The sequence below is a fragment of the Nocardia sp. CA-120079 genome (genome assembly GCF_050955745.1).
Classification (GTDB): domain Bacteria; phylum Actinomycetota; class Actinomycetes; order Mycobacteriales; family Mycobacteriaceae; genus Nocardia.
In genome coordinates, this window is sequence record NZ_CP192089.1 from 90,878 (window position 1) to 111,453 (window position 20,576).

The 20,576-nt window shown below is 65.9% G+C and carries 27 protein-coding genes; 11 read left to right on the forward strand and 16 right to left on the reverse strand.

Annotated features, from left to right (window positions below; genetic code table 11):
* Positions 1-28: 28 nt before the first annotated feature.
* The 6 genes from ACQPYR_RS43715 to ACQPYR_RS43740 form a co-directional block, all read right to left on the reverse strand.
* Complete coding sequence (locus tag ACQPYR_RS43715) at positions 29-466, reverse strand: hypothetical protein (RefSeq protein WP_433635473.1); 438 nt, start codon at positions 464-466, stop codon at positions 29-31.
* Positions 467-535: 69 nt separating this feature from the next.
* Positions 536-1,201 (reverse strand): hypothetical protein, encoded by a 666-nt coding sequence (locus ACQPYR_RS43720; protein ID WP_433635474.1) that lies wholly within the window; start codon positions 1,199-1,201, stop codon positions 536-538.
* Positions 1,202-1,304: 103 nt separating this feature from the next.
* Positions 1,305-1,502, reverse strand: a complete 198-nt coding sequence (locus tag ACQPYR_RS43725) for a hypothetical protein (protein ID WP_433635475.1) — start codon at positions 1,500-1,502, stop codon at positions 1,305-1,307.
* The gene (locus ACQPYR_RS43730; protein ID WP_433635476.1) at positions 1,499-1,696 is read right to left on the reverse strand and encodes a hypothetical protein; all 198 of its coding nucleotides are present in this window, start codon (positions 1,694-1,696) and stop codon (positions 1,499-1,501) included. The genes ACQPYR_RS43725 and ACQPYR_RS43730 overlap by 4 nt, the downstream gene beginning before the upstream one ends.
* 26 nt (positions 1,697-1,722) lie before the next feature.
* Positions 1,723-2,145 (reverse strand): hypothetical protein, encoded by a 423-nt coding sequence (locus ACQPYR_RS43735; protein WP_433635477.1) that lies wholly within the window; start codon positions 2,143-2,145, stop codon positions 1,723-1,725.
* A gap of 226 nt (positions 2,146-2,371) precedes the next feature.
* Positions 2,372-3,361, reverse strand: coding sequence for a DUF4192 family protein (locus tag ACQPYR_RS43740; RefSeq protein ID WP_433635478.1), 990 nt, complete (start codon positions 3,359-3,361; stop codon positions 2,372-2,374).
* Between the two features lie 837 nt (positions 3,362-4,198).
* On the opposite strand from ACQPYR_RS43740, the gene ACQPYR_RS43745 reads away from it, so the two are divergent.
* The gene (locus ACQPYR_RS43745; protein WP_433635480.1) at positions 4,199-5,053 is read left to right on the forward strand and encodes a hypothetical protein; all 855 of its coding nucleotides are present in this window, start codon (positions 4,199-4,201) and stop codon (positions 5,051-5,053) included.
* Between the two features lie 297 nt (positions 5,054-5,350).
* On the opposite strand, the gene ACQPYR_RS43750 is transcribed toward ACQPYR_RS43745, so the two are convergent.
* Together ACQPYR_RS43750 and ACQPYR_RS43755 are read right to left on the reverse strand one after the other, a co-directional pair.
* On the reverse strand, positions 5,351-5,500 hold the full coding sequence (locus ACQPYR_RS43750) for a hypothetical protein (RefSeq protein ID WP_433635481.1): 150 nt from the start codon (positions 5,498-5,500) through the stop codon (positions 5,351-5,353).
* Between the two features lie 280 nt (positions 5,501-5,780).
* On the reverse strand, positions 5,781-6,212 hold the full coding sequence (locus ACQPYR_RS43755) for a hypothetical protein (RefSeq protein WP_433635482.1): 432 nt from the start codon (positions 6,210-6,212) through the stop codon (positions 5,781-5,783).
* A 120-nt stretch (positions 6,213-6,332) separates the two neighbouring features.
* Between ACQPYR_RS43755 and ACQPYR_RS43760 the strand changes: the two genes are divergently transcribed.
* The gene (locus ACQPYR_RS43760) at positions 6,333-6,524 is read left to right on the forward strand and encodes a hypothetical protein (protein ID WP_433635484.1); all 192 of its coding nucleotides are present in this window, start codon (positions 6,333-6,335) and stop codon (positions 6,522-6,524) included.
* Between the two features lie 77 nt (positions 6,525-6,601).
* Here ACQPYR_RS43760 and ACQPYR_RS43765 read toward each other — a convergent pair whose 3' ends face one another.
* Together ACQPYR_RS43765 and ACQPYR_RS43770 are read right to left on the reverse strand one after the other, a co-directional pair.
* Positions 6,602-6,784, reverse strand: a complete 183-nt coding sequence (locus ACQPYR_RS43765; RefSeq protein WP_433635485.1) for a hypothetical protein — start codon at positions 6,782-6,784, stop codon at positions 6,602-6,604.
* Positions 6,781-7,866: a hypothetical protein gene (locus ACQPYR_RS43770; RefSeq protein ID WP_433635486.1), complete on the reverse strand. Its 1,086-nt coding sequence runs from the start codon at positions 7,864-7,866 to the stop codon at positions 6,781-6,783. Before ACQPYR_RS43770 ends, ACQPYR_RS43765 begins: the two co-directional genes overlap by 4 nt.
* Before the next feature lie 114 nt (positions 7,867-7,980).
* On the opposite strand from ACQPYR_RS43770, the gene ACQPYR_RS43775 reads away from it, so the two are divergent.
* On the forward strand, positions 7,981-8,793 hold the full coding sequence (locus tag ACQPYR_RS43775) for a hypothetical protein (RefSeq protein WP_433635487.1): 813 nt from the start codon (positions 7,981-7,983) through the stop codon (positions 8,791-8,793).
* A gap of 57 nt (positions 8,794-8,850) precedes the next feature.
* On the opposite strand, the gene ACQPYR_RS43780 is transcribed toward ACQPYR_RS43775, so the two are convergent.
* Both ACQPYR_RS43780 and ACQPYR_RS43785 read right to left on the reverse strand, forming a co-directional pair.
* The gene (locus ACQPYR_RS43780; RefSeq protein ID WP_433635488.1) at positions 8,851-10,119 is read right to left on the reverse strand and encodes a hypothetical protein; all 1,269 of its coding nucleotides are present in this window, start codon (positions 10,117-10,119) and stop codon (positions 8,851-8,853) included.
* A gap of 113 nt (positions 10,120-10,232) precedes the next feature.
* Complete coding sequence (locus ACQPYR_RS43785) at positions 10,233-11,447, reverse strand: helix-turn-helix domain-containing protein (protein ID WP_433635489.1); 1,215 nt, start codon at positions 11,445-11,447, stop codon at positions 10,233-10,235.
* Between the two features lie 369 nt (positions 11,448-11,816).
* Here ACQPYR_RS43785 and ACQPYR_RS43790 point away from each other — a divergent pair, with 369 nt between their 5' ends.
* From ACQPYR_RS43790 to ACQPYR_RS43805, 4 genes are all read left to right on the forward strand, one after another.
* A complete protein-coding gene (locus tag ACQPYR_RS43790; protein WP_433635491.1) occupies positions 11,817-13,193 on the forward strand; it encodes a UDP-N-acetylmuramoyl-tripeptide--D-alanyl-D-alanine ligase in 1,377 nt (458 codons plus the stop codon).
* A gap of 16 nt (positions 13,194-13,209) precedes the next feature.
* Positions 13,210-14,073, forward strand: coding sequence for a phosphotransferase enzyme family protein (locus tag ACQPYR_RS43795; RefSeq protein ID WP_433635492.1), 864 nt, complete (start codon positions 13,210-13,212; stop codon positions 14,071-14,073).
* A gap of 97 nt (positions 14,074-14,170) precedes the next feature.
* Positions 14,171-14,761 carry a hypothetical protein gene (locus tag ACQPYR_RS43800; protein WP_433635493.1) on the forward strand — a complete coding sequence of 197 codons (591 nt, stop codon included), beginning with the start codon at positions 14,171-14,173 and terminating at the stop codon, positions 14,759-14,761.
* A 49-nt stretch (positions 14,762-14,810) separates the two neighbouring features.
* Positions 14,811-15,212 carry a hypothetical protein gene (locus ACQPYR_RS43805; protein WP_433635494.1) on the forward strand — a complete coding sequence of 134 codons (402 nt, stop codon included), beginning with the start codon at positions 14,811-14,813 and terminating at the stop codon, positions 15,210-15,212.
* Between the two features lie 119 nt (positions 15,213-15,331).
* Here ACQPYR_RS43805 and ACQPYR_RS43810 read toward each other — a convergent pair whose 3' ends face one another.
* Positions 15,332-15,547 carry a hypothetical protein gene (locus ACQPYR_RS43810; RefSeq protein WP_433635495.1) on the reverse strand — a complete coding sequence of 72 codons (216 nt, stop codon included), beginning with the start codon at positions 15,545-15,547 and terminating at the stop codon, positions 15,332-15,334.
* A gap of 128 nt (positions 15,548-15,675) precedes the next feature.
* Here ACQPYR_RS43810 and ACQPYR_RS43815 point away from each other — a divergent pair, with 128 nt between their 5' ends.
* The 3 genes from ACQPYR_RS43815 (at position 15,676) to ACQPYR_RS43825 (ending at position 17,825) form a co-directional block, all read left to right on the forward strand.
* A complete protein-coding gene (locus ACQPYR_RS43815; RefSeq protein ID WP_433635497.1) occupies positions 15,676-15,918 on the forward strand; it encodes a hypothetical protein in 243 nt (80 codons plus the stop codon).
* A 17-nt stretch (positions 15,919-15,935) separates the two neighbouring features.
* Complete coding sequence (gene rmuC / locus ACQPYR_RS43820; RefSeq protein ID WP_433635498.1) at positions 15,936-17,333, forward strand: DNA recombination protein RmuC; 1,398 nt, start codon at positions 15,936-15,938, stop codon at positions 17,331-17,333.
* A 111-nt stretch (positions 17,334-17,444) separates the two neighbouring features.
* Entirely contained in the window at positions 17,445-17,825 is a 381-nt protein-coding gene (locus tag ACQPYR_RS43825) for a hypothetical protein (RefSeq protein WP_433635500.1), read from the forward strand.
* Between the two features lie 40 nt (positions 17,826-17,865).
* On the opposite strand, the gene ACQPYR_RS43830 is transcribed toward ACQPYR_RS43825, so the two are convergent.
* Entirely contained in the window at positions 17,866-18,267 is a 402-nt protein-coding gene (locus ACQPYR_RS43830; RefSeq protein WP_433635501.1) for a hypothetical protein, read from the reverse strand.
* Positions 18,268-18,459: 192 nt separating this feature from the next.
* On the opposite strand from ACQPYR_RS43830, the gene ACQPYR_RS43835 reads away from it, so the two are divergent.
* Positions 18,460-18,651 carry a hypothetical protein gene (locus ACQPYR_RS43835; RefSeq protein ID WP_433635502.1) on the forward strand — a complete coding sequence of 64 codons (192 nt, stop codon included), beginning with the start codon at positions 18,460-18,462 and terminating at the stop codon, positions 18,649-18,651.
* Here the strand turns inward: ACQPYR_RS43835 and ACQPYR_RS43840 are convergent.
* Positions 18,648-19,475, reverse strand: coding sequence for a hypothetical protein (locus ACQPYR_RS43840; protein WP_433635504.1), 828 nt, complete (start codon positions 19,473-19,475; stop codon positions 18,648-18,650). The two genes, ACQPYR_RS43835 and ACQPYR_RS43840, sit on opposite strands and share 4 nt — an antisense overlap.
* A 36-nt stretch (positions 19,476-19,511) precedes the next feature.
* Positions 19,512-20,033 (reverse strand): hypothetical protein, encoded by a 522-nt coding sequence (locus tag ACQPYR_RS43845; protein ID WP_433635505.1) that lies wholly within the window; start codon positions 20,031-20,033, stop codon positions 19,512-19,514.
* Positions 20,034-20,576 lie beyond the last annotated feature (543 nt).

The following is a 20,576-nucleotide window of genomic DNA, read 5'->3' on the forward strand; positions in this document are numbered from 1 at the left end:
TTAGGTGCGGGCCATGGCTGGCGCGGGTTCACCAGTTGGAATCGGGGTCCTCATTGCCTGGCTCGCTGTCGATCAGTTCGTAAGCCAGCGCCCAGCTCGGATACGCGCTCAGCGCAGCACGATGTTCGATCAAGTAGGCGTCTAGCGCTTGGTGGGCTTCCTTGATCTCGGAGCCGTAGTCACGCGCGGGCAACCTGTTCGGGTCGCAATCGGGGTAGGCAAGTTCGGGATTGTTGGCCAGCGTTTCGATGTTGATGGCGTTGCGGCGCAATTCGAGCGCGCGCAAGTGCTCGGGGCATGGGTCGGCCGGATCGGGGTCGGAGTCCATGCGGAATCGCCACGGCGGCGGCTCGTCGAACCGGAGTTGCCACGGCGTCGGCTCATCGAACGGCGCGTATGGGCTCACCGCTCGGCGTTGGGCTCGCGGTCGGAATGCGCGAATGAGCGCGCGCGGGATGAGGCGCATTGTGTGTCCTGGTGGGTCTGGCGGGGGCCGGACGCGCGGCGCGCGCCCGGCCCCCGTGTGGTCTGGCGGTCAGAACGGGGCTTCGTCGTCGTAGGTGTCGGGCTCGGCGGCGTCGCCGTTGAGCTTGCGACGCTCAGCGAGGTATTCGGCCAGCTCGAGGGCTTCTGGGTAGGACGCGATCAGGTCGACCGCGACTTCGTCGTCGGGGTAGACGGCGATCCGGCCGACGATTTGGCCTCCGTGGTGGCCGAAATGCGCGCAGGTGGCTCGCGGCTTCGGATGGCGGATGTTCAGCGGCAGGCGTTTGGTGATCTCGCGCAGGATCTCGGCCCGCTTGTCCTCGGCGGCGGCAATCGCGTTGCGCTTGTCCCGGCAGGCGGGCAGGGCTTCGCGCATGGCCGGGATGATGTCGGTGCGCAACGCCATCATGATCTCGTCGGGCACGTCGGTGGATTGGGTCTCGCGCAGGCTGCTGTAGGTGCCTGGCGGGGCGTAGTCCTCCAAGTCGGCAAGATCGGCTTCGATCTTGAGCGTTCCGGTTGGGGTGCCGTTGGTCTCGTGCAGCAGTGTGATTCGGATTCGCTCGTCGTCGGCGGGGCCGATGAGGTAGGCGACGCTGCGCGGTTCGTTGGGGCTGCCGGGCTCGGCTGTCCATCCGGGCTCGGTGTTGCTGAGCTGGGCCGCGATATCGGCGGTCCAGTGGTCGACGGTGCGGCTGGTGATGCTGGTTTGCAATTCGGTTCCTCTGTAGGGGGCAGGCACCGGGCGCGTAGGCTGCGTCCGGTGCCTGCGGGTTTTGTTTCTGCTCGTGTTGTCGGGTTCGTGTTGTTGTCGGCTTCTAGATTCCGTTGGCCTCCTCGTATTGGATTCGGTCGCGGTCGATGAGCTGGTTGACGCTCAGACCCTCGAATTCGGCTTGATGGTCGATACACAGCGCGTCGGAATGTTCGTCGGCGTTGGGGTCGGCGCACCACGGGCAGGCGGCCGGGGCGGCGGGTCCTTTCGGCTGATCGCGGATTGTTTCGCCGCCGCTCATGCTCGCTCGATTTCCATATCCGGCGCGATGTAGGCATTTCCGCGTGCCCCGGTTTCGCAGCGCTGGTAGGTGATGTAAATCTGAGTCTCGTATTTCTTGGGATCGGTCAGGATTTTCACCGGACCCCATTTCCGTGGTGCCAGCATCACACAGTCTCCGATCTTCAGTTCATGTGCCGTGATGGTGCTTTTCATTCCTGTAATCGTCCTTATGAAAGGGGTTATCGGAGATTCGGCAACGGTTCGGCGGTCAGGATCTCGTCGGCTTTCGCCGCCAGTGCGTTCACGATCTTTTGCCAGCTGGCCGCCTGGCGTTGCGGGCGCTGGTGCAGAGCTCGCTCAAGAATGTTGGTGCCGGGGTCCAACGCTGGTTCCGGCTCGTCTACCCCTCCTCGGTACTTGTAGGCCGATCCGGGGATGGTCCACAGGTGGTTCCACACGGGGGTGCTGGCGTCGAATATCTCGGCGGTGAACGCGAGATGGTCGAGGTAGTCACTGGTCATGGACAACGTGAAACGGATTCGGTGGCCGGTGGGATGGATCCCGAGAATCTGCACGAATGGCCAGGGGATCCGGCGGGCGCTGAGGTCGCGCCGAGAATGGATATCGTCGGCGGTGAGCGTGGGGGGCCATTGATCTGTCATGGTTGAACTCCGTTGATATTGAGGGTCCGGCGCTTTTCGCTGGACCATTCTGTTTCGCCGCTTTGGCCGGGTTCACACTGTGTAGTTTTCAATGAGCTGAGTAGTGGTCCGGTTTCCCGCCCCATCTCCTCTGTTATTTATATCTTACGCAATTCACGCATATCACGCAATTTCACGGGTTGTGATCCGGGTCACTCGGAGAATTGCGTAGGCTGCGGTTTTCGGGTTATCCGGTGTAGTCGGGGACGGCTATTCCGAATTTTGCGGCGGCGATTTGCCCGGCTGCGAGAAAGCGCCGGATGAGGTCGGGCCGGAATGCGCGCGCGTGGGCGGTGGTCACGAAATTGATCATCGAGAGGTTTTCGACCTTGGCGGCGCGGGCGGCGGTCTGGGCGTGGCTGATGGCCTCGAAGGAGGCTACCCCGTGGCCGGTGACGTAATAGAGGGTCGCGGCGGCAGCGAGCAGGTGAGCGCGAGCCAGGCCGCGCAACTGGTTGGCGATATCGATATAGATCGACGCGGCGGCGTCCAGATCGATGAGCCCCAAGCCGAGCATGGCATCACGCGCGGCGGGGTCGAGGGTGACCAGGATGCTCACGCGCGCGGCCAGGGCGGGGCCGGGGTAGCCGTTGACGGCGATCCGGGCGGCGAGTTCGCGCAGCACGGTGGCGGCGAATCCGGGCCGGTTGCTGTGGATTTCAGCGGTGCGGCGGGTGATGAAATCCGGCGTAGTGGTGGGGATGTAGCGCGCGGCGACATCGGCTCGGGCCTCGAGGATGCGGTGTCCTGCGGCGACGACGGCGACCGCTGCGGCGCTGGTGGCCGGGTCGGGGATGGTCCCGCCGCTGTGGGTATCGAGGTCGGTCCACATCGCGCCCCGCTGGATGCGCCAGGTATGGGCGCGCGAGAGTACCGCGATGCCGTGGTTTTCGAGGTGTTCGCGCGCGAGGTCGGCGAACTCGAGGCCCGCGCTGGTGCGGTCAGGGTGGGCGACGACGACAATGCGGGCGGCTTCCATCTGGCAGTCGTGGGCCACGCGGGCGATGTGTGCGGCGAATCCGGCTCGGTCCTGGTCGATGGTCGCAGGGATCACCATATCGATGTGTCCGCGCTTGGTGAAGATCAGACACATCCTGTTCTCGGGGAAATGCTCCAGGATCGCCGGGATGGCGGCGATCAGATCGCCGGTGGTCAGCCGCTCGAGTGTGGTGGTCAACGCTGTGGCCTTTCTGCGCGTGGGGCGGTCGGTTCCCTGGCGGTCCGCTCTCTCCCGCCTGACTCTATTCTAGCAGATTTACACGCATATCACACATGTCACGCATTCGGTTTGTGTGGCGATCCGCACATTTCTTTTTGCGTGTTTCTGCTGGTCAAGTGGTGTTTTTTGTGCCTTTGGGAATGCCCTGCCTCCCTGCGAGAGTGGGGCTCTCGCCCCGTTGCGCAACCTTTTGCTGTTGCGGTATTTCTGCGGCTGGAAGTGGAACCGGCGCGGGCCTTTTGGCCCTGGGTGGGCTGGCCTGTGCGGGGAGGCGGGCAGGCACTGCCCGCCCGTTGAAGGCCTGCCTTTCGCGCGCAGAGGCTCACGGGTCAAGGGTGGCCGCCAGGCCATCGCCGCAGGCGACGCGACGAAGGAGCGCCCTTGACGCGTGAGGGGCGCGTGATCACAATGCAGGCCAGCCCACCCAGGGCCACGCGGCCGCAGGCCGCGCAAGCTCTTGCCCGGACGCCAACTCGCGGGCGCCGGCCCGGGGTGAGCACCTCTGCGGTGCCGGGCTGGGTGGTGATTGTGCGGGAGCTGCGCCAGCCGGGGACGGCACTGTGTCGCGGCAGCTCTGAAGAGCAGCGGTCAGAGGCGGGAACCGCAGGACTGCAAGGGTTTTCGATGTGCACCGCGGTTAAGTGAGTGAAGTATCTCCCTCGCCTCAAATTGCGTAATTTGCGTTAAATGCGTAATATAAAGATACAGAATTGACAGAGTGGGCGGGCCGGTTTCCGATGGTTGGGCTGGTCAGGTTCGCTGCCGAGATGATCATGAGAGATGGAGGTGAGATCGATGGCGCAGATGTCGGCGCTGGTCACCGATACGCGAGGGCCGAGGATGTGCCTGGCGGGCAGGTTCCCGGATGCGATGCGTGATATGCGTAAGATTCGTCAGGTGCCTGAGCTGCGCCTGATCGACATCACCAAGCTGCGGAGAAAACTGGCCGAGCAGGTGAACGAGACCTACGAGCAAGAAGCCGTTACTGTCGTGGCCTGGTTCGACCAGCCCGGGGGCGTGTTGATGCCGATGAAGTACTGGCATCTCGGGCAGCGGAGTCAACCGGTGGACGAGATGCTGGTGGAGCGGATCGGTACGCGAGCTGGTCGGGACAAGCTGCGGGTGCTGCGGGATGAGCTGCGTCGCGGCAAGCACACGATCATGACGGTCTGGAGTGACGACCGGGCGGCATTCGCGCCGTACGAGTGGACGCGCCGCGCATTCCCGGAATGGGAACTGCCGGAGGTTCTGAAGGAGCCGTCGGGGGACAATCGGCCCGCTGGGGATTGTGTGCAGGTGGTGTATCGCAAGTCGCAATCTGCCCGTGTGTTGCTGGACGAGTTCGCCGATGCGGCGGATCCGCAGTGGGAGGTGGATCGGCGGTTGTCGGGAGGCCCTGGTCGGATCCCGTTGGATCGGCGGCCCTGGTTGCGTGGGGTGGTGTATGTCGAGGACGGCGTGGTGGCACGGGTGCGAGCGTTGGACCCGCGAGGAGTGTGGGAGGACGTGTCGGACAAGGTCAGTCTGGCACCGGTGTCGGCTCCGCTGACGCGTGAGCAGGTCGAGGAGCAGTTGCCGACCTTGCGGATATTCCCGGGAGAGCAGCGGCTGGCGGCACAGGGTTCACCGCGGGAGTACATCGAGCTGTAGCCGCGCCGGCTGGAGGGCAAAATCGGATCGCGCGCGGTGGGAGTATCCATATGGATACTTCGGCGGCGGCGGTGCGGGCGGGAATCGCTTGTGTCTGTGTTCGGTTTCCCTGCCTGTCCATGTCGCGTGCCGCTCGTCCGGAGCAAGGCGTCATGGCCGCCTGGGCTCGCTGAACTGAGGCTGCTCATCGCCGAACGCCTATATGTGCTATATCGGCGTGTGAATCCTGGCTGCTCGGAGGGTTTCCATTTGGATACCCTCCGTGTCCGTGCGCTGTATGGAAGCTGGTAGGCGGGGCTATTCGGTGCCCATGTCGCGGCGTGCGCGGTGCATCTGGTCGTGGTGCTCGCGGGCGTGTTCGACGGCGGCGCGCACCACCGCCGATGCGTTCTGGATGGTTGACGTGGTTGTCGGTGCGGGGCCGGCAGCTGACGCGGACAGGTGCATCGTTAGATGCTTATATGTCCATATCGCAGTGGGATTTCATAGACCCGCGTGGCCTTATCCATCGGCGCGTCGTCAGCCTGTATGGCTGCTCGAGGGCCGGGGTGAACAGCTCGATCTGACGGTGATCGAGATCCTTTCTCGCACAATGTCAGTGAAGTATCCGATCGCAGAAAGTTGGGTATCAGTTCTGCTCATAGCCGTCGCTCACCCCGCAGAGACTAGACCTTTCCCAGGAGGAACGGCCTGACGATCCGCCCACCAGCTCGATCGGGCACTTCGACTAGAAGCCCCACGGGCCGAGTATGTCGAGGTCGACATGGGTGCGGGGTGGTGGTCCGGTGGTGGGGCGCAGCCAGCGCACCGGGATCTGCAGCGGCCGCACTTCCGGGAGCATGACGGGCCAATCTCTGTCGTCGAGGATCTGGCCGCGCACGCGGTACCTGCCATAGGGCAGGCCGAGCGCGGCGGCTTGCTCATCGGAGAGTTCCACCTCGGTCAGCGAACTCTCGGTGACCCGCAGCCCTTCGACCATCGGTGTATTACCAGTGGTGTCGAGCGCGGTCACGGTCAGTCGAAACCGGCAGCCCATCATCCACCACCACGACCACTCCGGCGTGCCGGGCTGGGCACGATCTGGGTAGCGACTTATTGGCAGCCGGTAGGGCACGAAAACGAGGTATGTGCCCCCGATCTCTATATCGCGGGCCCGCATGCACTCAGCATGTCCACCACACTCGCACCCGCACAAGAGATACCGAGTCTCTGGTGCACCACGGGGTGGGTCGGCGAGGCAACACACTGTTCCACAGCCCGCGAGCTAGCCTTGGGCACCATGCAGACTCTCCGCAACAGCGACGTATGCCCTGGATGCGGCGGCGTGATGGACGATTTCGAGTCTTTCGCCGTCGGCGGGCAAATACAGCTGCGGTGCCGCGACTGCGGCATGCAGGCCGACGCGGCGCTGCACCCGCACGGACACCTCGTCTGGGATCCGGCCACCGCGCGATTGCTCGAGGTGGTGTGAGCAGAGGCGCGGAATCCGGCGGTAGCGAGTTACCTGCACCCCTGTCCTGTCCCGGAACCGTCAGGAAACTGGACGGTTTAGCGCCGTTCTTGAGGTGCTTGTGCAGCGGTGATCGTGGCGTAGGCGCTGACGCAGTTCCCGTCTCGGCGGGGTCGGGTGCGGCCGTCCCAGGCCACGCTTATCCCGGCGGTGTGCAGGGTCTGCATGATCGCGGTGATCTCGTGAGGCTGGCCGATCAGTCGTATCTGCACGTCGCTCATGTGTGGTCCTGCTGGTCGGTGGTCTCGGGGTGCAGGGTGATCCGGTTCGCGTGTGGGCGCAGCAGCGGACGGGCAGCGATCTCGGCGGCCACGGTGTCGCGGCTCGGGTTCCCGGTGGCGTTGGGTGTCCAGCGCAGCCGCCAGGTGTCGGCGCGGTAGTCGTAGCGCGGATCCACCTCCACACCGTGGGTCTCGCTCAGGTCGGCGGCTAGGCCGCGGACCAGGGTCGCGCGCTCGATCGGCAGCACGGTGATCTCCCGCAGCGGTGACGGCTCACCCGGACGCAAACCGCGCAGACGCTCCCAGTCGATCGCGTCGAAACCGAGCAGGTCTTCGCACGCGCCGATCGTGTACAGGGCCACGGTCACATACCGGCGGCGGCTGATCTCGGATTCGATATGTTTTGCCGCGGTGAGGAATCCGGCCGCGATGAGGTAGTCGAAGTCCCGGCGCCGCAACTGCAGATGCTGCGCGGCCTGGTCCGGGCCCAGCAGCCGGGCACGGCGCAGTGCCTCGCCGAGTTCCTCGTCGGTGGCCAATGCCTCGACGTCGGCGCGTGCCCATCGGTCGAACCTGCCTGCCTCGAGGCCTCGTTCCCGTGTCACTCGCGCGAACTCGGCCCGCTTCCACCCCAACCGCTCGCACGCCTGGTCCCGGGTGAGTGAGGCCTGTTGCCAGGCGAGTCGCTCGGCGACCAGCTGCGCGATCAGGCCCGCGTGCTCGGTGGCGACCTGGTCCAGATCATCTTGGTCGTAGAGGGGATGGCCCTTGTAGTCGTCCACCTCCACCAACAGCCCGCGCTGGGCCAGCGCGTCGACCTCCACGCCAGCCACCGTCAGCCCGTCGAGGCGATGCGCGATCCGCTCCGCCGCGCGAGTGGCCCCGATCGGCGGTCCGTCCGGCAGCCCATCTCGAATCTGTGCGATCCGGTCCGCGGCGTCGGCGATCAACTCGGCCGACCATCGACCGGCACGATCGGGCGCACCGATCGTGCCCTGAGCTCGCGCCGCCTCGAACTGCCACCGCGCCAAGCCCAGCTCACGCGACGCCTGAATCGGGCCGAAGTCCTTGCCAGCACCCATACCCACAGTCCCCTTCTCTCGAGCAGATTCCAACACTGTCGAACCAGACGATAGACCTACTCACCGACATATGAAAAGTGATCTCTAGCTGCGAATTTAATGTAAAGTATCCATATGGATGCTTCTCTGGATGGGTCGATGGCAGCGGGTCGCAGCGACGCCGATCGCGTGCTCGAGCTGATCGACAACGCACTGGGTGATCCCGGGGTCGGCCCCGATGCGGACGGTGACACGGGCCGGGGGACCCCGCCGGACGACAGTGATCCGGATGACGACGGTGACGGCGAGGACGAACCCGCCGAACCTGCGCGCCACTGCTCGACGGGCAAGCTGACCATCGCCCAGGCCCGCATCGTTGATGGCTGGCGCCGCCAGCTCACTGTGTCCGATCGGCGCTGGAGCACCCCGAACCGTCGCCCGCCCGCGTCCAGTTCCGACTGCATCGCCGCGGCGGTGATCGACCTGCTCGACCGCGCCGAACCCGATTACCTGAAGTTGATCCGCTACGCCGATCGCATCCGCGGCGATCTCGCTCTCGAGCGCGGGCATGGGTTCCCGCTCGCATCGGTGGTCAGCTTCTATCTGCCCGCCGACTATGCCGACCGGGCCGATGCCCTGCTGGCGGATGCGCGGGCACACCACGCCGACCTCCTCGACCAAGCGCGTGAACAGGTACTGGCCGAACTGCCCAGCCGGGCCACTGCCACCGCCCGCGTCATGCGGATGATGTCGGTGATCGCCGCGCTGAACATCCCGAGCAAGGTGTACAAACTGCCCGTCGGCACCCTCGCCCGACTCGCTATCGAGCGCTGGTCTCGCCGATCCCCGGCGACCGTGGTCGCCGCAGCCGTCAGCCATGGCCGCGAACACCACGAACAACTCCACCGCGCCCGCCGCGACATGGGCATCGGCGACCCGCGCCGCTGACAGAAAAGTCGCCGAGTATCCATATGGATACCTTTCCCACCGGATCAGCTGGGGCAGTTACGCCTCGGGATGGTCGGGGCACACCATGCCGACCTCGGGTACCTCGTGCCAGTGCCCGCGCACGGTGAGCCAGCGCCGCACCAGCATCGGCAGGGTGCCCGTGGCGTGCAGCTCGGCGGCCCAGCGTCCGAGCAGGAAGGGCGCGTTGTCGGGGGCGGTGCACAGCATGCATTCGACATCGGCCACCGGCAGGGCCGGATCCGGGCGGCACCGTTGGCAGTGGCGGCGTTCGACCAGGCCGCCCTCGAACTCTGGATCCTCTTCGAGCCAGATGACCTGGATGTCTTGCTTCAAACGGCCGCGTTCGGCGTCCGCGGTGGCGGTGTGGCCACAGCCGGGGCAGGTGACGGGGGCCTGCGGCAGGTTCTTGTGCGCGGTCTGGCGCATCCGCCACGCCGGATTCGCGGTGCGAGCGAGCCGGTCGGCCTCGCGCCTGGCGAGCTCGTCGCGGTCGGGCTCGTCTGCGTCGTCGGTCTCGATGACGATGGGCGGCAACGGATCCGGGGCCGCGACGGGTGCGACGGGCACGGCCTGATACAGCGGGGCCTGCGGTTCGTCGGCGGGTGCCGGGGCGAGAGGTTCCCCGGGCTGCGAAGTGTCGGGCTCCCGGACCGGATCCGATGCGGTGCGCGCCCGGGCGGGGAGTCCGTCGATGAGCAAGGCGTGCGGCACCGGGGTACCGGGGGTGGCCACGGCTTCGGTGTCCTGGACGCGAGCGGCGGGTGGGGCCGATTCGGGTTCGGGCTCAGGGGCGGAGTTGCGGGCGCCGCTCGGCGGCGGGTCGGACGCCATCGCCGGGGCCTGCGGCCGCGGGGCCGATCTCGGCGGCGGTGCGGCGGTTGGTGTCGGGCGGATAATCGGTGCGCGAGAGGCGTTTTCGGTGGCGCGCTGGGCGACGCGCTGGGCGTATTGGTTCATCCCCTGACGAGTGCCGCGTCCGAGCGCGGCGGCGAGTTCGGACAGCGACACGCCCCGGTCGCGAGCGGCGGCGAGCAGGTGGCTCTCGACGATGTCGACGTACTCACGGTGCGCGGCCAGCAGTTGCAGCGCCGCGATCACGTCGGTGGCGCTCACGTCCTCAGCGGTGGGCAGTCCGCGGCGGGCCCGGTCGTCGTGGAAGGCCGGAGTGATGGCGGTGCGGACGGCCTCGACGGACTGCCAGGGGCTGATCCATCGGTCGTCGGGGTCGGCGTAGCGCTGCAGGCGGGCGCGCAGGGCCAACTGATCGGCGGACTCCATGATCGGCATAGCTGTAAACGTATCCATTTACAGATCGTCGCGTCAACGCTTTCGTTTACCGAGACTTGCCGTCAGTGGTGACGCGTCACTACTGACGTCGTGGAATCTGTCTTTCCCGGCTCAGTGGGTACCCGCTGGCGCTAGGTCAGGACGAGTTGGGGTGCGCGTTTGCGGATCTTCGCCAGGGCCGCGTCGGCTCGGGTGGATTGCAGGGGTGCCAGGATGGGGATGGCGATCTCCCACGCCGCGACGGCTCCGCCCGGGTCGCCGTTCTCCCATCGGGCCAGGCCGACATCGGCCATGGTGCGTCCGTACACGCGGCGATGTTTCTGGGGATCCCAGAATGTGGTGGCGAGCAGGTGGTGGGATTCGGCTTCACCCCATTCGGCCAGTGCTCGTAGTGTTTTCGCGGCTTGATTGTTCACCGTGGCCTTGTCCCCGCCCCACCAGGCGCACCACGCGGGTAGTTCACCGACGCCGGCGGCGTCTATCCACGGCTCGACGGTGCGCAGTGCGTCGTGGGCTTCACGCCTGCCGCCGGTTTCGGCGTGGCATCGGGCCACGGCGATGGTGAACAGGGCTTGGGTGGACGCGTCGACGCGCCCGTGGGCGCGGCGTGCTGCTTCTTCGGCGAGGTTGACGCTGAACATACGGTTGCCGAGGTCGGCGCCTTGCAGGGCGAGTATCCGGAAGATCCACCCGTCGTGGCCGGGGACCTGGGATTCTTCGGCCAGGCCCAGCGCGGTGAGGTAGTAGCGTTGGGCCATTCCGTCGAATCCGGCGTCGTGGGCTTTGAAACCGGCCAGGTACGCCAATTCGGCTGCGGCGGAGAGCGCTTGGGATTTCACTTGGCTGCTGGCGAAGCGCGAGCGCAGCAGGTCGGCTACATCGGTGGCCAGGAACTCCGCTATCGCGGTGCGTCCGACTCCGCCGCCGCGGTGCTCGTCGAGGCGGCAGAACGCGTCGGTGACCTGGCGTAGCGCGTCGATCTCGCCCATACCGACGATGCGGTCATCGGCGATAGCGGCGATGCGCCCGACCTCTGGTGTCAACCCCAGTGCGGTGGCTGATAGGGCGGCGGAGTAGGTGGCGCGGCGCAGGAACGAGCGTCGATCCACATCGGCCTTCCCGAGCGTCGATAGCGAGGTCACAGGGTCGGTGGCGGCACCACCGAAAACTCGTTCATACCAGGAAATGACATCCGGTGGCGCGGTGCGCGCGCCGGTTTCGTAGTGTCCGAGTGCTGCGCGGCTGTAGGGGATCTTGCGCGAGAGCCCGCCGAGTGACACCCCTGCCGCCTCCCGGGCCGCCCGTAGGCGTGCGCCGATGACAGCTGCCTCTCGGCTGTCGGCCATTACCGGATGGTAGTCGCGAACTGTAGACAGCTGTAGCCGATTTCGGGTTCGCGGGCGCACACGCTGAAGGGACCATAACCATCTGGCCGACACCGAGAGAAGGGGTGGAGATGATGCTCGATCTGCTGGCGAGTTTCGCGCTCGGAATCCTGCTCGGCTCCGTCGTGACCTGGTGCGCACGCGAGCGGCGCCGCCTGCGCCTACCTGGGCGGCACGCGCACCGGCCGCGCCGGTGCAGGCGACGATGACCCCGCCCGCCCGTTCGCGGTAGGTCGACCACCATCGAAGGGGAATGATCTTGCTCAGCCACATGTTCCGGGCCGCCGAGGGCCACACGTCTATCGCTCGAATTGGAAAGGACTCTCACCGATGATTCCCATGACCCTTGCCGAGGTTGCCCAAGCCACCGGCGGGTACCTCGATGGCACCTCGGACGAGCTGGCTACGGTCACCGCATCCACCGCGTTCGACTCCCGAAATGTCGTGGCGGGTGGGCTGTTTGCCTGCCTGGCCGGGGCTCGCACCGATGGCCATAACTACGCCGCCGACGCGATCGGCGCCGGTGCGGTCGCCGTGCTGGCCACCCGCCCGACCGGTGTCCCGGGCGTCATCGTCGGTGATGTCGTAACCGCGATGAGCGATCTCGCGAGGGAGGTCGCCGCCCGCTACACCGGAACAGTGCTCGCCATCACCGGCTCGGCGGGCAAAACTTCCACCAAAGACCTTCTGACCCAGATCCTTGCGCGTCATGGCCGGGTGATTGCCACGGAGCGGTCATTCAACAACGAGATCGGGTTTCCTCACACCGTGCTGCGCGTGGAGGCCGATACCGACTTCCTGGTTCTGGAGATGGGAGCCCGGGGCAAAGGCCATATCGAACAGCTCGCGCGGATTGCACGCCCCACGATCGGAGCCGTGCTGGGTGTCGGCTCCGCACACCTTGGCGAATTCGGTACCCAGGAGGCCATCGCCGAGGCCAAACGCGAACTGGTCGAAGCGCTCGATGAGGCCGACACGGCGGTCCTCAACGCCGACGACCCGCTTGTGCGGGCCATGGCTGATCACACCATCGCGCACGTCCTGTGGTTCGGCACCAGCGCCGACGCCGACGTACGCGCCGAGAACGTCACCCTCGATGACCAAGCCCGAGCCTGCTTCACTCTGCGCTACGACACCGACAGCGCACCGGTGCGGCTGCGGGTGGTGGGTGAACATCACCTCACCAACGCACTCGCCGCGGCCGCGCTGGCATTGAGCGCGGGTGTGCCGTTGTCCGCAGTGGTGGAAGCGCTCAACGAGGCCACGCTGTTGTCGGGCAGTCGCATGGAGGTATCGACGCGAGGCGATGGTGTGACCATCATCAACGACGCGTTCAACGCCAGCCCCGAGTCCGTCTCGGCGGCCTTGCGCTCGCTGGCGATCATCGCCGCTGATGACCGCCCGTCGATTGCGGTTCTCGGTGAGATGCGCGAACTCGGCGATCGCGCTCCACAACTGCATGAGGAGATCGGCCGTCAGGTCGCCGGCCTCGGCATCGGCCAGCTGATCACCGTCGGCGGGAACAACGCCGAGCTGATGGCCACCGCCGCCCGCCAGGCCGGTTCAACCCACGTCGCCTATGTCGCCTCCAAGGAGCAGGTACTCGGACTGCTGGACGCCCTTGGTGATCGGGATGTCGTGCTGATCAAAGGCGCGAATTCCGCCGCGCTGTTCGAGACCGCCGCCGCCCTGTCCGCCCAACATTGACCAAAGAAGTGCCACCATGACCACAATCGACATCGTGGACCTGGCTCGCCGGGCCTGCGTAGGCGCTCACATTCCCTCGCGCCGGATTGTCCCGATCCGGTTGCGCGACAACGCGATGCTGCGCACCGACGGACCGACTGTCATCCGTGTGCATCAGCGCGGACAGCTCTCCACCGCTGTGCGCGAACTACGCGCCGCCGATTGGCTGCGCTCCCACCACGTTCGCGCACCTGAGCCGCTGGTGCCCGATCCAGTCGTCGTCGACGGTCGACCGGTGACATTCTGGGAAGACCTCGGCGGAGGCGGTCCGGCCGACGCCGCCGAGACCGGCACCATGCTGGCGAGGCTGCACGCGCTGCGGGTGCCCTCCCACCTGGGCTTAGCGCGGTTCGCTCTGCCCGAGTTCACCGCACGCATCGCCCAGTGCCTGACCGACGAAGCCTCGAAATCGTGGCTGAGCGAGCACTGCGCGCAGTTGCGGTCGCGATGGGACGGCCTCGAGTGGCCCGACCCGTGGTGCGTGATCCACGGCGACCCGAGCCCGGCGAACACCATGGCCGCCCCGCAAGGCGGGCATGTGGTGGATTTGGAGCGTTGCTGCATCGGACCACCGCAGTGGGATCAGGCGACGGTGGCCTTCCAGTCCGACACCCTGTCGGACCCGCCATCACGCTGGGCGCGATTCCGCGACGCCTACGGCGCCGATGTCACCGCATGGGAGGGCTACACGGTGATCCGTGATGTCCGCTCGTTCGAGCTGTGTTTGTTCGCGCTGCGCCACGCCGGGGTCAGCGCCCACGCTCGCGCCCAAGCCGACTACCGGCTGGCCTGCCTGCGCGGTCAGAAAGGTGAGCGTCCCTGGAACTGGGTCGCGCCCTGACTCTGGATCGATGAACTCTGTCTACGGACAGAGTTCATCGAAAGGTACTCCGCGCGAACAACTCCCATCCGCGCCGGTACGTGCGACACTGGCGCGGGTGTCGGGATTCACGCGCGATAGCTATCACTACGGTGACCGCCTGGTCTATGAGGCGTTGCTCTCGAAATGGGGCCGCTACCACCGCAACTGCGGGTGCGGGATGGATTGGATCAGCGCTCACGCGGAGCCCGCCGGGTTCACCGTCGTGCGGGCCGGTGGCGGATTCGTCGCGCTGACCGGTCCCGGTCTCACCGAAGGCGTGGACGAGGACGCTTTGACGACGAACGCGTTGTGGGAGGCGGTGACCGGCACACCCGGCACTCAGGATTGGATCGAACAGGTGCAGGTCATCGACCGCAGCCCCGAAGCCCAAGCCGACCGCAAAGCTGCCAGCGACGCCCACTACGCCCAGCTACGCGAACGCAGCGCCCGAGCCGAGACCGAACCGGCGAGTGCCAAACAGATCGACTACCTCAAGGCCCTGGCCGCCGAGGCGGATCCTGAACGCTTCGAGGCCGAATTCGTCAAGGCCATCAAGGGAACCGACATCGACCCCCGCGCAGAGGGCGAAACATCCGAGCGGGCGGTGCGGCGGCTCACCCGAGCCGCGGCCCGCCGACTCATCACCGCCCTGGTCGGACACTCCTGACAGTTCTCAATACGCTGTGAACACGCCAGTTGTGCGTTCGGATTTGCGGGTGGACAGCACCGCAGCGACGGGCAAGGCTGGAAAGGTGGACGCCCCAGGCCGTGACGAGCTGATCGCCGCGATTGCCACCCAGTTCGACCAGCTTGTGTCGACGGCGCGGGCCGAACGCCCCCGTCGTCATGGCGAGGATGCAGATTGGCTCGATCGAGTTATCGGTGAGCTGGAGTCGATAGCTGAGCAGGCGCACGATCTCGTGGTCTTCCGTGTGATCTTCGACGTTGTCCAACGCCACGGCACCGGGCCCTATCCGGCCGCCGACCTCGCGATATTCGCCGATGCCGACCTCGTTGAGGTGCGCAGGGTGATGGCCAGCCTCGTCGCCCAAGGGCTGGCAACACCCGACACGCGCGACGACGGCGGTGATGGCCGCCGACGGGGGAACACGCAGTAGGCCCCGATCAAACGACCAGGGCCTACCTTCGAATGTGTACGCACCCAACTCAATTGGGGCACCGATCACGCTACCCCGGCCTGGTCGGCAGCCATGGCAACCCGGGGGAGCGTGTCAGGTCATTCGAGCCAGTCGGTTGCCTCGCCCGGAGGGCAGGTGAAGCGGGGTTCGGTTGGGATCTCGGTCCCACATTCGGGGCAGGTACGGATCTCGACCGTGCCGTCCGGCGATAGTCGGCCCGGTGCGAGATCGACGTGTTCGCCACCCGGGCATCCGGGACACGGAAGGTAGGCGCGCCAGCGCACCAACTGGCCGTAGGAGTTGTTGTCTGCCAACGTTATTGCTCCGATCTCGGCTTGGCTCCGGCGATGTCGGCGAGCGTACCGGATGCCGGGCTTGCTCAGCAGCGCGTCGTAGGGCTCGAGCGATGGAGGTTCACGGTGGTCCTCGGCAACGGTCTGCCATGGGCCGCCTGGGTCTCGTCGGTGCCGAGATGGGCTGGGTCGATGTGGTCGAGATCGTCGATGTCGTCTTCGCCGGTATTGGCTTCGGGTTCGATTTCGGTGCTGGCTATGAGCTGGGCTGGCGTTGTTGTCGGTGGGGTGTGGCATGCTCTGCGCCGATCGACGCCCCCGAGTTCTGGTCGATCGTCTGCGTCACCTTAACCGGCTCTGTTTCTCCAAAGCCGGTGCCCGAAATCATTTGAGTTATGGAGGGTTTGGCGTGATCAGTTCGATTGCTTTCATTATCGTCGTTGTCATCGTCGCTGCGCTGGCAGCGGGTGCCGGATATATGGTCTCGCGTGGCCGCGCCGACGGTGCCGAGGAACATGCCCGGCAGGAACATCAGCAGGCTGAGCGTGCGCGTAGCGAACGCGACGCCGCGGTAGCACAGGTCCAGGCGTTGCAGCGGCAGCTTCAGGAGGCCGCTACCGTGCGGGGAGGCCTGCAAGCCCAGCTGGATGGGGAACGGCAGCGGTTCGCCGAACAGCTGGGCCTGCTGCGCGGTGCTCAGGAGGAGATGCAGCACACCGTCCGGCAGATGGCCGGGGAGGTCTTGCAGCAGTCCGGTTCACAGCTGATCCAGCGGTTCACCGAAATGACCGATCATCGCGCGAAGGCCACTGCCGGGGAGATGGATCAGCGCAAGACAGCGATCGAAGCCATGGTCACACCGCTGCGCCAGGAGCTCGACAAGCTCCATACCAAGGTGCAGACATTCCACGAAAGCGGTGTCGGCGCGTTCGCGGCGGTGAGCGAGCAGGTGAAGATGGCGAATCACACCAACGAGCGAATCCGCAAGGAGACCGAGCAACTGGTCACCGCGCTGCGCAAGCCCGGAGTTCGCGGGCAGTGGGGCGAGCTGAAACTGCGCACCATCGTGGAGGCGGCCGGCATGGTCGAGCACGTGGACTTCGAGCAGCAAGTGCATGTCGTCACCGACGACGCCAACGTGCGGCCGGACATGGTGATCAAACTCGGTGGCGGCAAGACAATCGTGGTCGATGCGAAAGCACCTTTCGGGGCGTTCCTCGAGGCGCAGGATGCCGACGACGAGGCTGCCCGCCAGGAGCGTGCGTCCGCTCATGCGCGCAATGTCCGCCGGCACGTTGAACAGCTTGCGGCCAAACAGTATTGGTCCCAGTTCGCGTGCACCCCGGAATTCGTGGTGATGTTCCTGCCGGCGGACGCCTTCCTGCACGCGGCCCTGGACCACGACGCCGGACTGTGGGATTTCGCGATCGCCAGCAAGGTCATTATTGCCACCCCGACGAATCTGCTGATGTCGCTGCGCACGGTCGCTTACATGTGGCAGCGGCAGTCGCTCGCCGAAAACGCCGAGCAGATAGCGAAACTCGGCGGCGACCTGTACAAGCGAATCGCCACGATGGTCGAGCACCTGAACGCTATGGGCGCCAGTCTGGGGAAGGCGGTCGAGAACTTCAACAAAACGGTCGGCTCCTTCGAGGGCCGTGTGCTTCCCGGCGCCCGGAAGATGGCCGAACTGCGCGGGGCCGATGCCACATTGAAGGAACTCGCACCCATCGAGCCCAGCGTCCGGGCACTGTCGTTCCCGAGCACCGCCAGTCCCGACACCGACAGCGGCGCGGGCGTGGCGTGATCTCGCCCCGCCGGTCGGCGACAGCGCCGCGCCGGCGGACCAACACTCGACGGCACCGGCGCGGGGCATTCCTCCCGGGTCGGTGCCGTCGGCGGCCTATCGTTGTCGGGCATGGCAACCGCAACGATTTCGATGGACGATGCACTGTTGGCGCAGGTGCGGCAGGCAGCGGGGGAGGACCTGTCGGAGTGGATCGTCACAGCGTGCCGATCCCGGCTGCTGAGTGAGGGCCTGCGCTCGGCCCGCGAATGGGAGCGGCAGCACCCGGCCGAGGCCGCCGCGGCACGCGCCGAAGAGGCCAGGCACTGTCTGGAGGCCGAGGCCGAACGAGAAGTCGAGCATCAAGCACAGCACCAGGCGCGCACCCGCGGCGATGACGCTGAACCCACCACCGAGGATTATCTGGCCGCCTACGGCAACGTCCGGGACCTGCTGGAACGAGCCGAACAGCAACTGCGCGACCAACATCGCCAGCAGGAGGGCAAGCAGTGAGGGCGCCCGGTCCCGGTACCGCCACCCGCTGTTGTTCTGACTACCGGGTGGCGCGACCAAACGTGAGGTCCGCGACGGCGGCGATATAGGCAGCAGCCAAGTGCATCCCACGCAAGCCGCCACCGGCGCTGGCCGTGGTGATCGCCTCAACCATTCGCCCGGCGAGCATGTCATCGATCGCTGTCCCGATCGACAGTTCCTCATGCGCAGGTAGCACGGTCAGCCGGGTCAGAATCTCGGCGTGTATCCGGCCCGGCTCCAGCCGCGCCACCACATCGTGCTTCTCGAGCAGAACATTGGTTGCGAACAGATTGATCACCTCGAGTAGCTCAGCGATGTGCCCGCTCGCATCGATCTCGGCCGCGACCTCAGCGACTCGGGCGCGGTCGTTCTCGACATAGGCGGCAACGAGATCCATCACCAACGAATGGGGCGCAGTCACCCGCACATTCCAGCACATCCGCCGACCTCTACCAGGCGGCTGCGCGATATCCGCTCGTTTGTCGGGGTCGGCGCCTCCGGAACGTCGCAATATGTCAGTACTGGCTTGCCACCACTGACATTTCTAGCGTCTCCTGTCCATGCGGCCAGTGATCGACATGGAGCCGATCTCTGTGCGGGACAACGAGGTTCGATGATCGGCGACGGGTGGATCATGTGCGGGTTGGTGATGGCACTCGGCTTGCCGCTGGGGGTCTTGGTTGCTTTGACCGTGTGGCCTGAACGGATACCGGCGGACCGCACGGTGGAGGCGATCCGGACACGGCTGGCGGCGGGGGGATCCTGCGCGGCGATCCACGATGCTGACCTGGGAAAGTACGACTAGCGTCCACGTGCTTCCCGCCCGCGTTCGAGTCCACGGTTGCGGGCTTCCCGCCCGGCAGCGGTGGTGCCGGTACCGGGCGTTGGTGGCTCACGGTTCAACTCTTGCGTGGGTGGCGGCATCCCCACTTCGACGACGCGCGTTATTTCGCGTGGCAGCATCGCCAAGAGTTTCGCTCGCTCTTTCTGAATGCGGGCCAACTCTTGCTGGCGGGCTTTCTCGGCCACCTTCTGCGCTGCCTGCCGTTCGATGGCTCGCTGCGCGGCTTCCTGTACGCGCGCTTTGGCGTCACGTTGCCTGGCGTCAGCCTGCCGTATCAACTCCGGCACGTTGTGCAGCTCTCGTTGCACTCCACGCGCCTGCCGCTCGAGCAGCCGACCCAGCTTGCGCGCTTTCTCCGCTTCGGCGCGGGACACCTCGATCACCTCGAAGCGATCTGGGAAGTCGCGTTGCAGCGCCTCGAGTTCCTTACGGACTACCGGATCGGCAGCCCCGGCCCGTGTCAGCCATCTTCCTGTGGCGTTCGGGTCACGGGTCAGTAGTTTTCGGTCAAGGGCGAGTTGATTGAGGGTGTGGGCGTCGCCGCGTATCCGGACGCCGCTCTTGTATTCGGTGAAGTCCCGGCCGCCCTTGTCGTTGACGCGGGCGGTGTCGTGAACTCGGGTGTTCCCTTTGCCGTTGCCGAGTTCTATCTTTTGTTCGTTGCGCCAACCGTTTTCGCGGGTTTCGCCGCGTTGCTGCGCCATGCCTCGATGGAAGTGACGGCCCCGATCCTGTGCTTTGCGGGATCGTTCGCTGCGGCGGCGTCTGTCGTCCTCTTCGGACATATTCTGTTGTCCGCCCGCCGCTTCACGCGGTGTCCGCTACTCCGGCTGTGCTTTCGAGTCGGTGTAATCGTCTATGCGGTCGCTGATGTCGTCGGTGAAGCCGTCGCCGTGTTCGATCATCGACAGCAGCATGTCCACGGGATTGTCCACGGCGGAGGTGTAGCCGTAGCAGACCGATGGCCCGATGCCGTCGTAAACCGGGGTGCCGTTGCCGGGCACGTTGAACCGCAACCCGTCGGCGTTGCGGATCAGGTATTCGGTCAGGTAGCAGACGAGTTGGTCGGCGGTCTCGGCGTTGTCTGCCAATGCTTCTCGGGTCGGCAACAGGGCGAATGCGCCGTATTCGACCCATTCGAGCATGGCGGGGGTGTAGCGTCCGGCCGCTGGGCGTGGTGGCACGCTCTCACCGATCGTGAAGTCCTCCGCCGTGGGGACGGCGGGGAGGGTTTCATCGAAGAGTGTGTCGATCTGGGTGTAGCAGCGGCGCAGGTCAGCCCACGCGTCCCACTCTGGGGTGTCCTGTGCCGCTGCGTCGTATACGGATGCGAGGTCGGCCATGCACACTCATCCCCTCGATATGTTGCTCCCATGGTTGGTGTTGATCGTATCGGGTCCGGGCGGTCCGGAGTTGTGTTCAGTGCTGACATGCGAGTTCGGTTCGGGCTGAAGGGGACTTCGAACATCGGCGTGTCTCGTAGTCGTGTTCAGTAGCGTGCTTTTTGCTCGTACTCGTCTTCAGCAAGGGACTGCCGATGGCCGGGGATGCGTCGTTGTCGGATCGTGGTGTGCTCACCGCCGAGGAGGCACAGTGGCGGTGCGGCGTGCGGAGGTGGTCGGCGGTCTCGCGCGGCTGGATCGGGTGAGCGTGGCGGCGGCCGAGGAGGCTGCCGCTGAGTTGCTGGGTGTGGGGGGTGAGTTGTCTAGACCCCGTCGCCGCGAATCACCTGGTCGAAACCGGGCAAAACCGGAAGCGAACGAACTGTGGATCCGTTGCCGAAGTGCCGTCGCCGGAGGCTTACTGGATATGTAGCGGTTGCCGCAGCCCGATCGGCATCGGTTGCAAGGTAACCCTTTTCAGTCTATTTCGGCTTGGAGTCGGAC

Excerpts from the sequence above, each read along its gene's own strand:
- ACQPYR_RS43755 (WP_433635482.1), bottom strand. The coding sequence starts at position 6,212 with ATGCGGGCCCGCGATATAGAGATCGGGGGCACATACCTCGTTTTCGTG.
- ACQPYR_RS43750 (WP_433635481.1), bottom strand. The coding sequence starts at position 5,500 with ATGCACCTGTCCGCGTCAGCTGCCGGCCCCGCACCGACAACCACGTCA.
- ACQPYR_RS43725 (WP_433635475.1), bottom strand. The coding sequence starts at position 1,502 with ATGAGCGGCGGCGAAACAATCCGCGATCAGCCGAAAGGACCCGCCGCC.
- ACQPYR_RS43785 (WP_433635489.1), bottom strand. The coding sequence starts at position 11,447 with ATGGCCGACAGCCGAGAGGCAGCTGTCATCGGCGCACGCCTACGGGCG.
- ACQPYR_RS43835 (WP_433635502.1), top strand. The coding sequence starts at position 18,460 with ATGATCGGCGACGGGTGGATCATGTGCGGGTTGGTGATGGCACTCGGC.
- ACQPYR_RS43745 (WP_433635480.1), top strand. The coding sequence starts at position 4,199 with ATGGCGCAGATGTCGGCGCTGGTCACCGATACGCGAGGGCCGAGGATG.
- ACQPYR_RS43825 (WP_433635500.1), top strand. The coding sequence starts at position 17,445 with ATGGCAACCGCAACGATTTCGATGGACGATGCACTGTTGGCGCAGGTG.
- ACQPYR_RS43730 (WP_433635476.1), bottom strand. The coding sequence starts at position 1,696 with ATGAAAAGCACCATCACGGCACATGAACTGAAGATCGGAGACTGTGTG.
- ACQPYR_RS43770 (WP_433635486.1), bottom strand. The coding sequence starts at position 7,866 with ATGGGTGCTGGCAAGGACTTCGGCCCGATTCAGGCGTCGCGTGAGCTG.
- ACQPYR_RS43760 (WP_433635484.1), top strand. The coding sequence starts at position 6,333 with ATGCAGACTCTCCGCAACAGCGACGTATGCCCTGGATGCGGCGGCGTG.
- ACQPYR_RS43780 (WP_433635488.1), bottom strand. The coding sequence starts at position 10,119 with ATGGATACGTTTACAGCTATGCCGATCATGGAGTCCGCCGATCAGTTG.
- ACQPYR_RS43845 (WP_433635505.1), bottom strand. The coding sequence starts at position 20,033 with ATGGCCGACCTCGCATCCGTATACGACGCAGCGGCACAGGACACCCCA.
- ACQPYR_RS43765 (WP_433635485.1), bottom strand. The coding sequence starts at position 6,784 with ATGAGCGACGTGCAGATACGACTGATCGGCCAGCCTCACGAGATCACC.
- ACQPYR_RS43815 (WP_433635497.1), top strand. The coding sequence starts at position 15,676 with ATGGGCCGCCTGGGTCTCGTCGGTGCCGAGATGGGCTGGGTCGATGTG.
- ACQPYR_RS43775 (WP_433635487.1), top strand. The coding sequence starts at position 7,981 with ATGGATGCTTCTCTGGATGGGTCGATGGCAGCGGGTCGCAGCGACGCC.
- ACQPYR_RS43790 (WP_433635491.1), top strand. The coding sequence starts at position 11,817 with ATGATTCCCATGACCCTTGCCGAGGTTGCCCAAGCCACCGGCGGGTAC.
- ACQPYR_RS43735 (WP_433635477.1), bottom strand. The coding sequence starts at position 2,145 with ATGACAGATCAATGGCCCCCCACGCTCACCGCCGACGATATCCATTCT.
- ACQPYR_RS43840 (WP_433635504.1), bottom strand. The coding sequence starts at position 19,475 with ATGTCCGAAGAGGACGACAGACGCCGCCGCAGCGAACGATCCCGCAAA.
- ACQPYR_RS43715 (WP_433635473.1), bottom strand. The coding sequence starts at position 466 with ATGCGCCTCATCCCGCGCGCGCTCATTCGCGCATTCCGACCGCGAGCC.
- ACQPYR_RS43795 (WP_433635492.1), top strand. The coding sequence starts at position 13,210 with ATGACCACAATCGACATCGTGGACCTGGCTCGCCGGGCCTGCGTAGGC.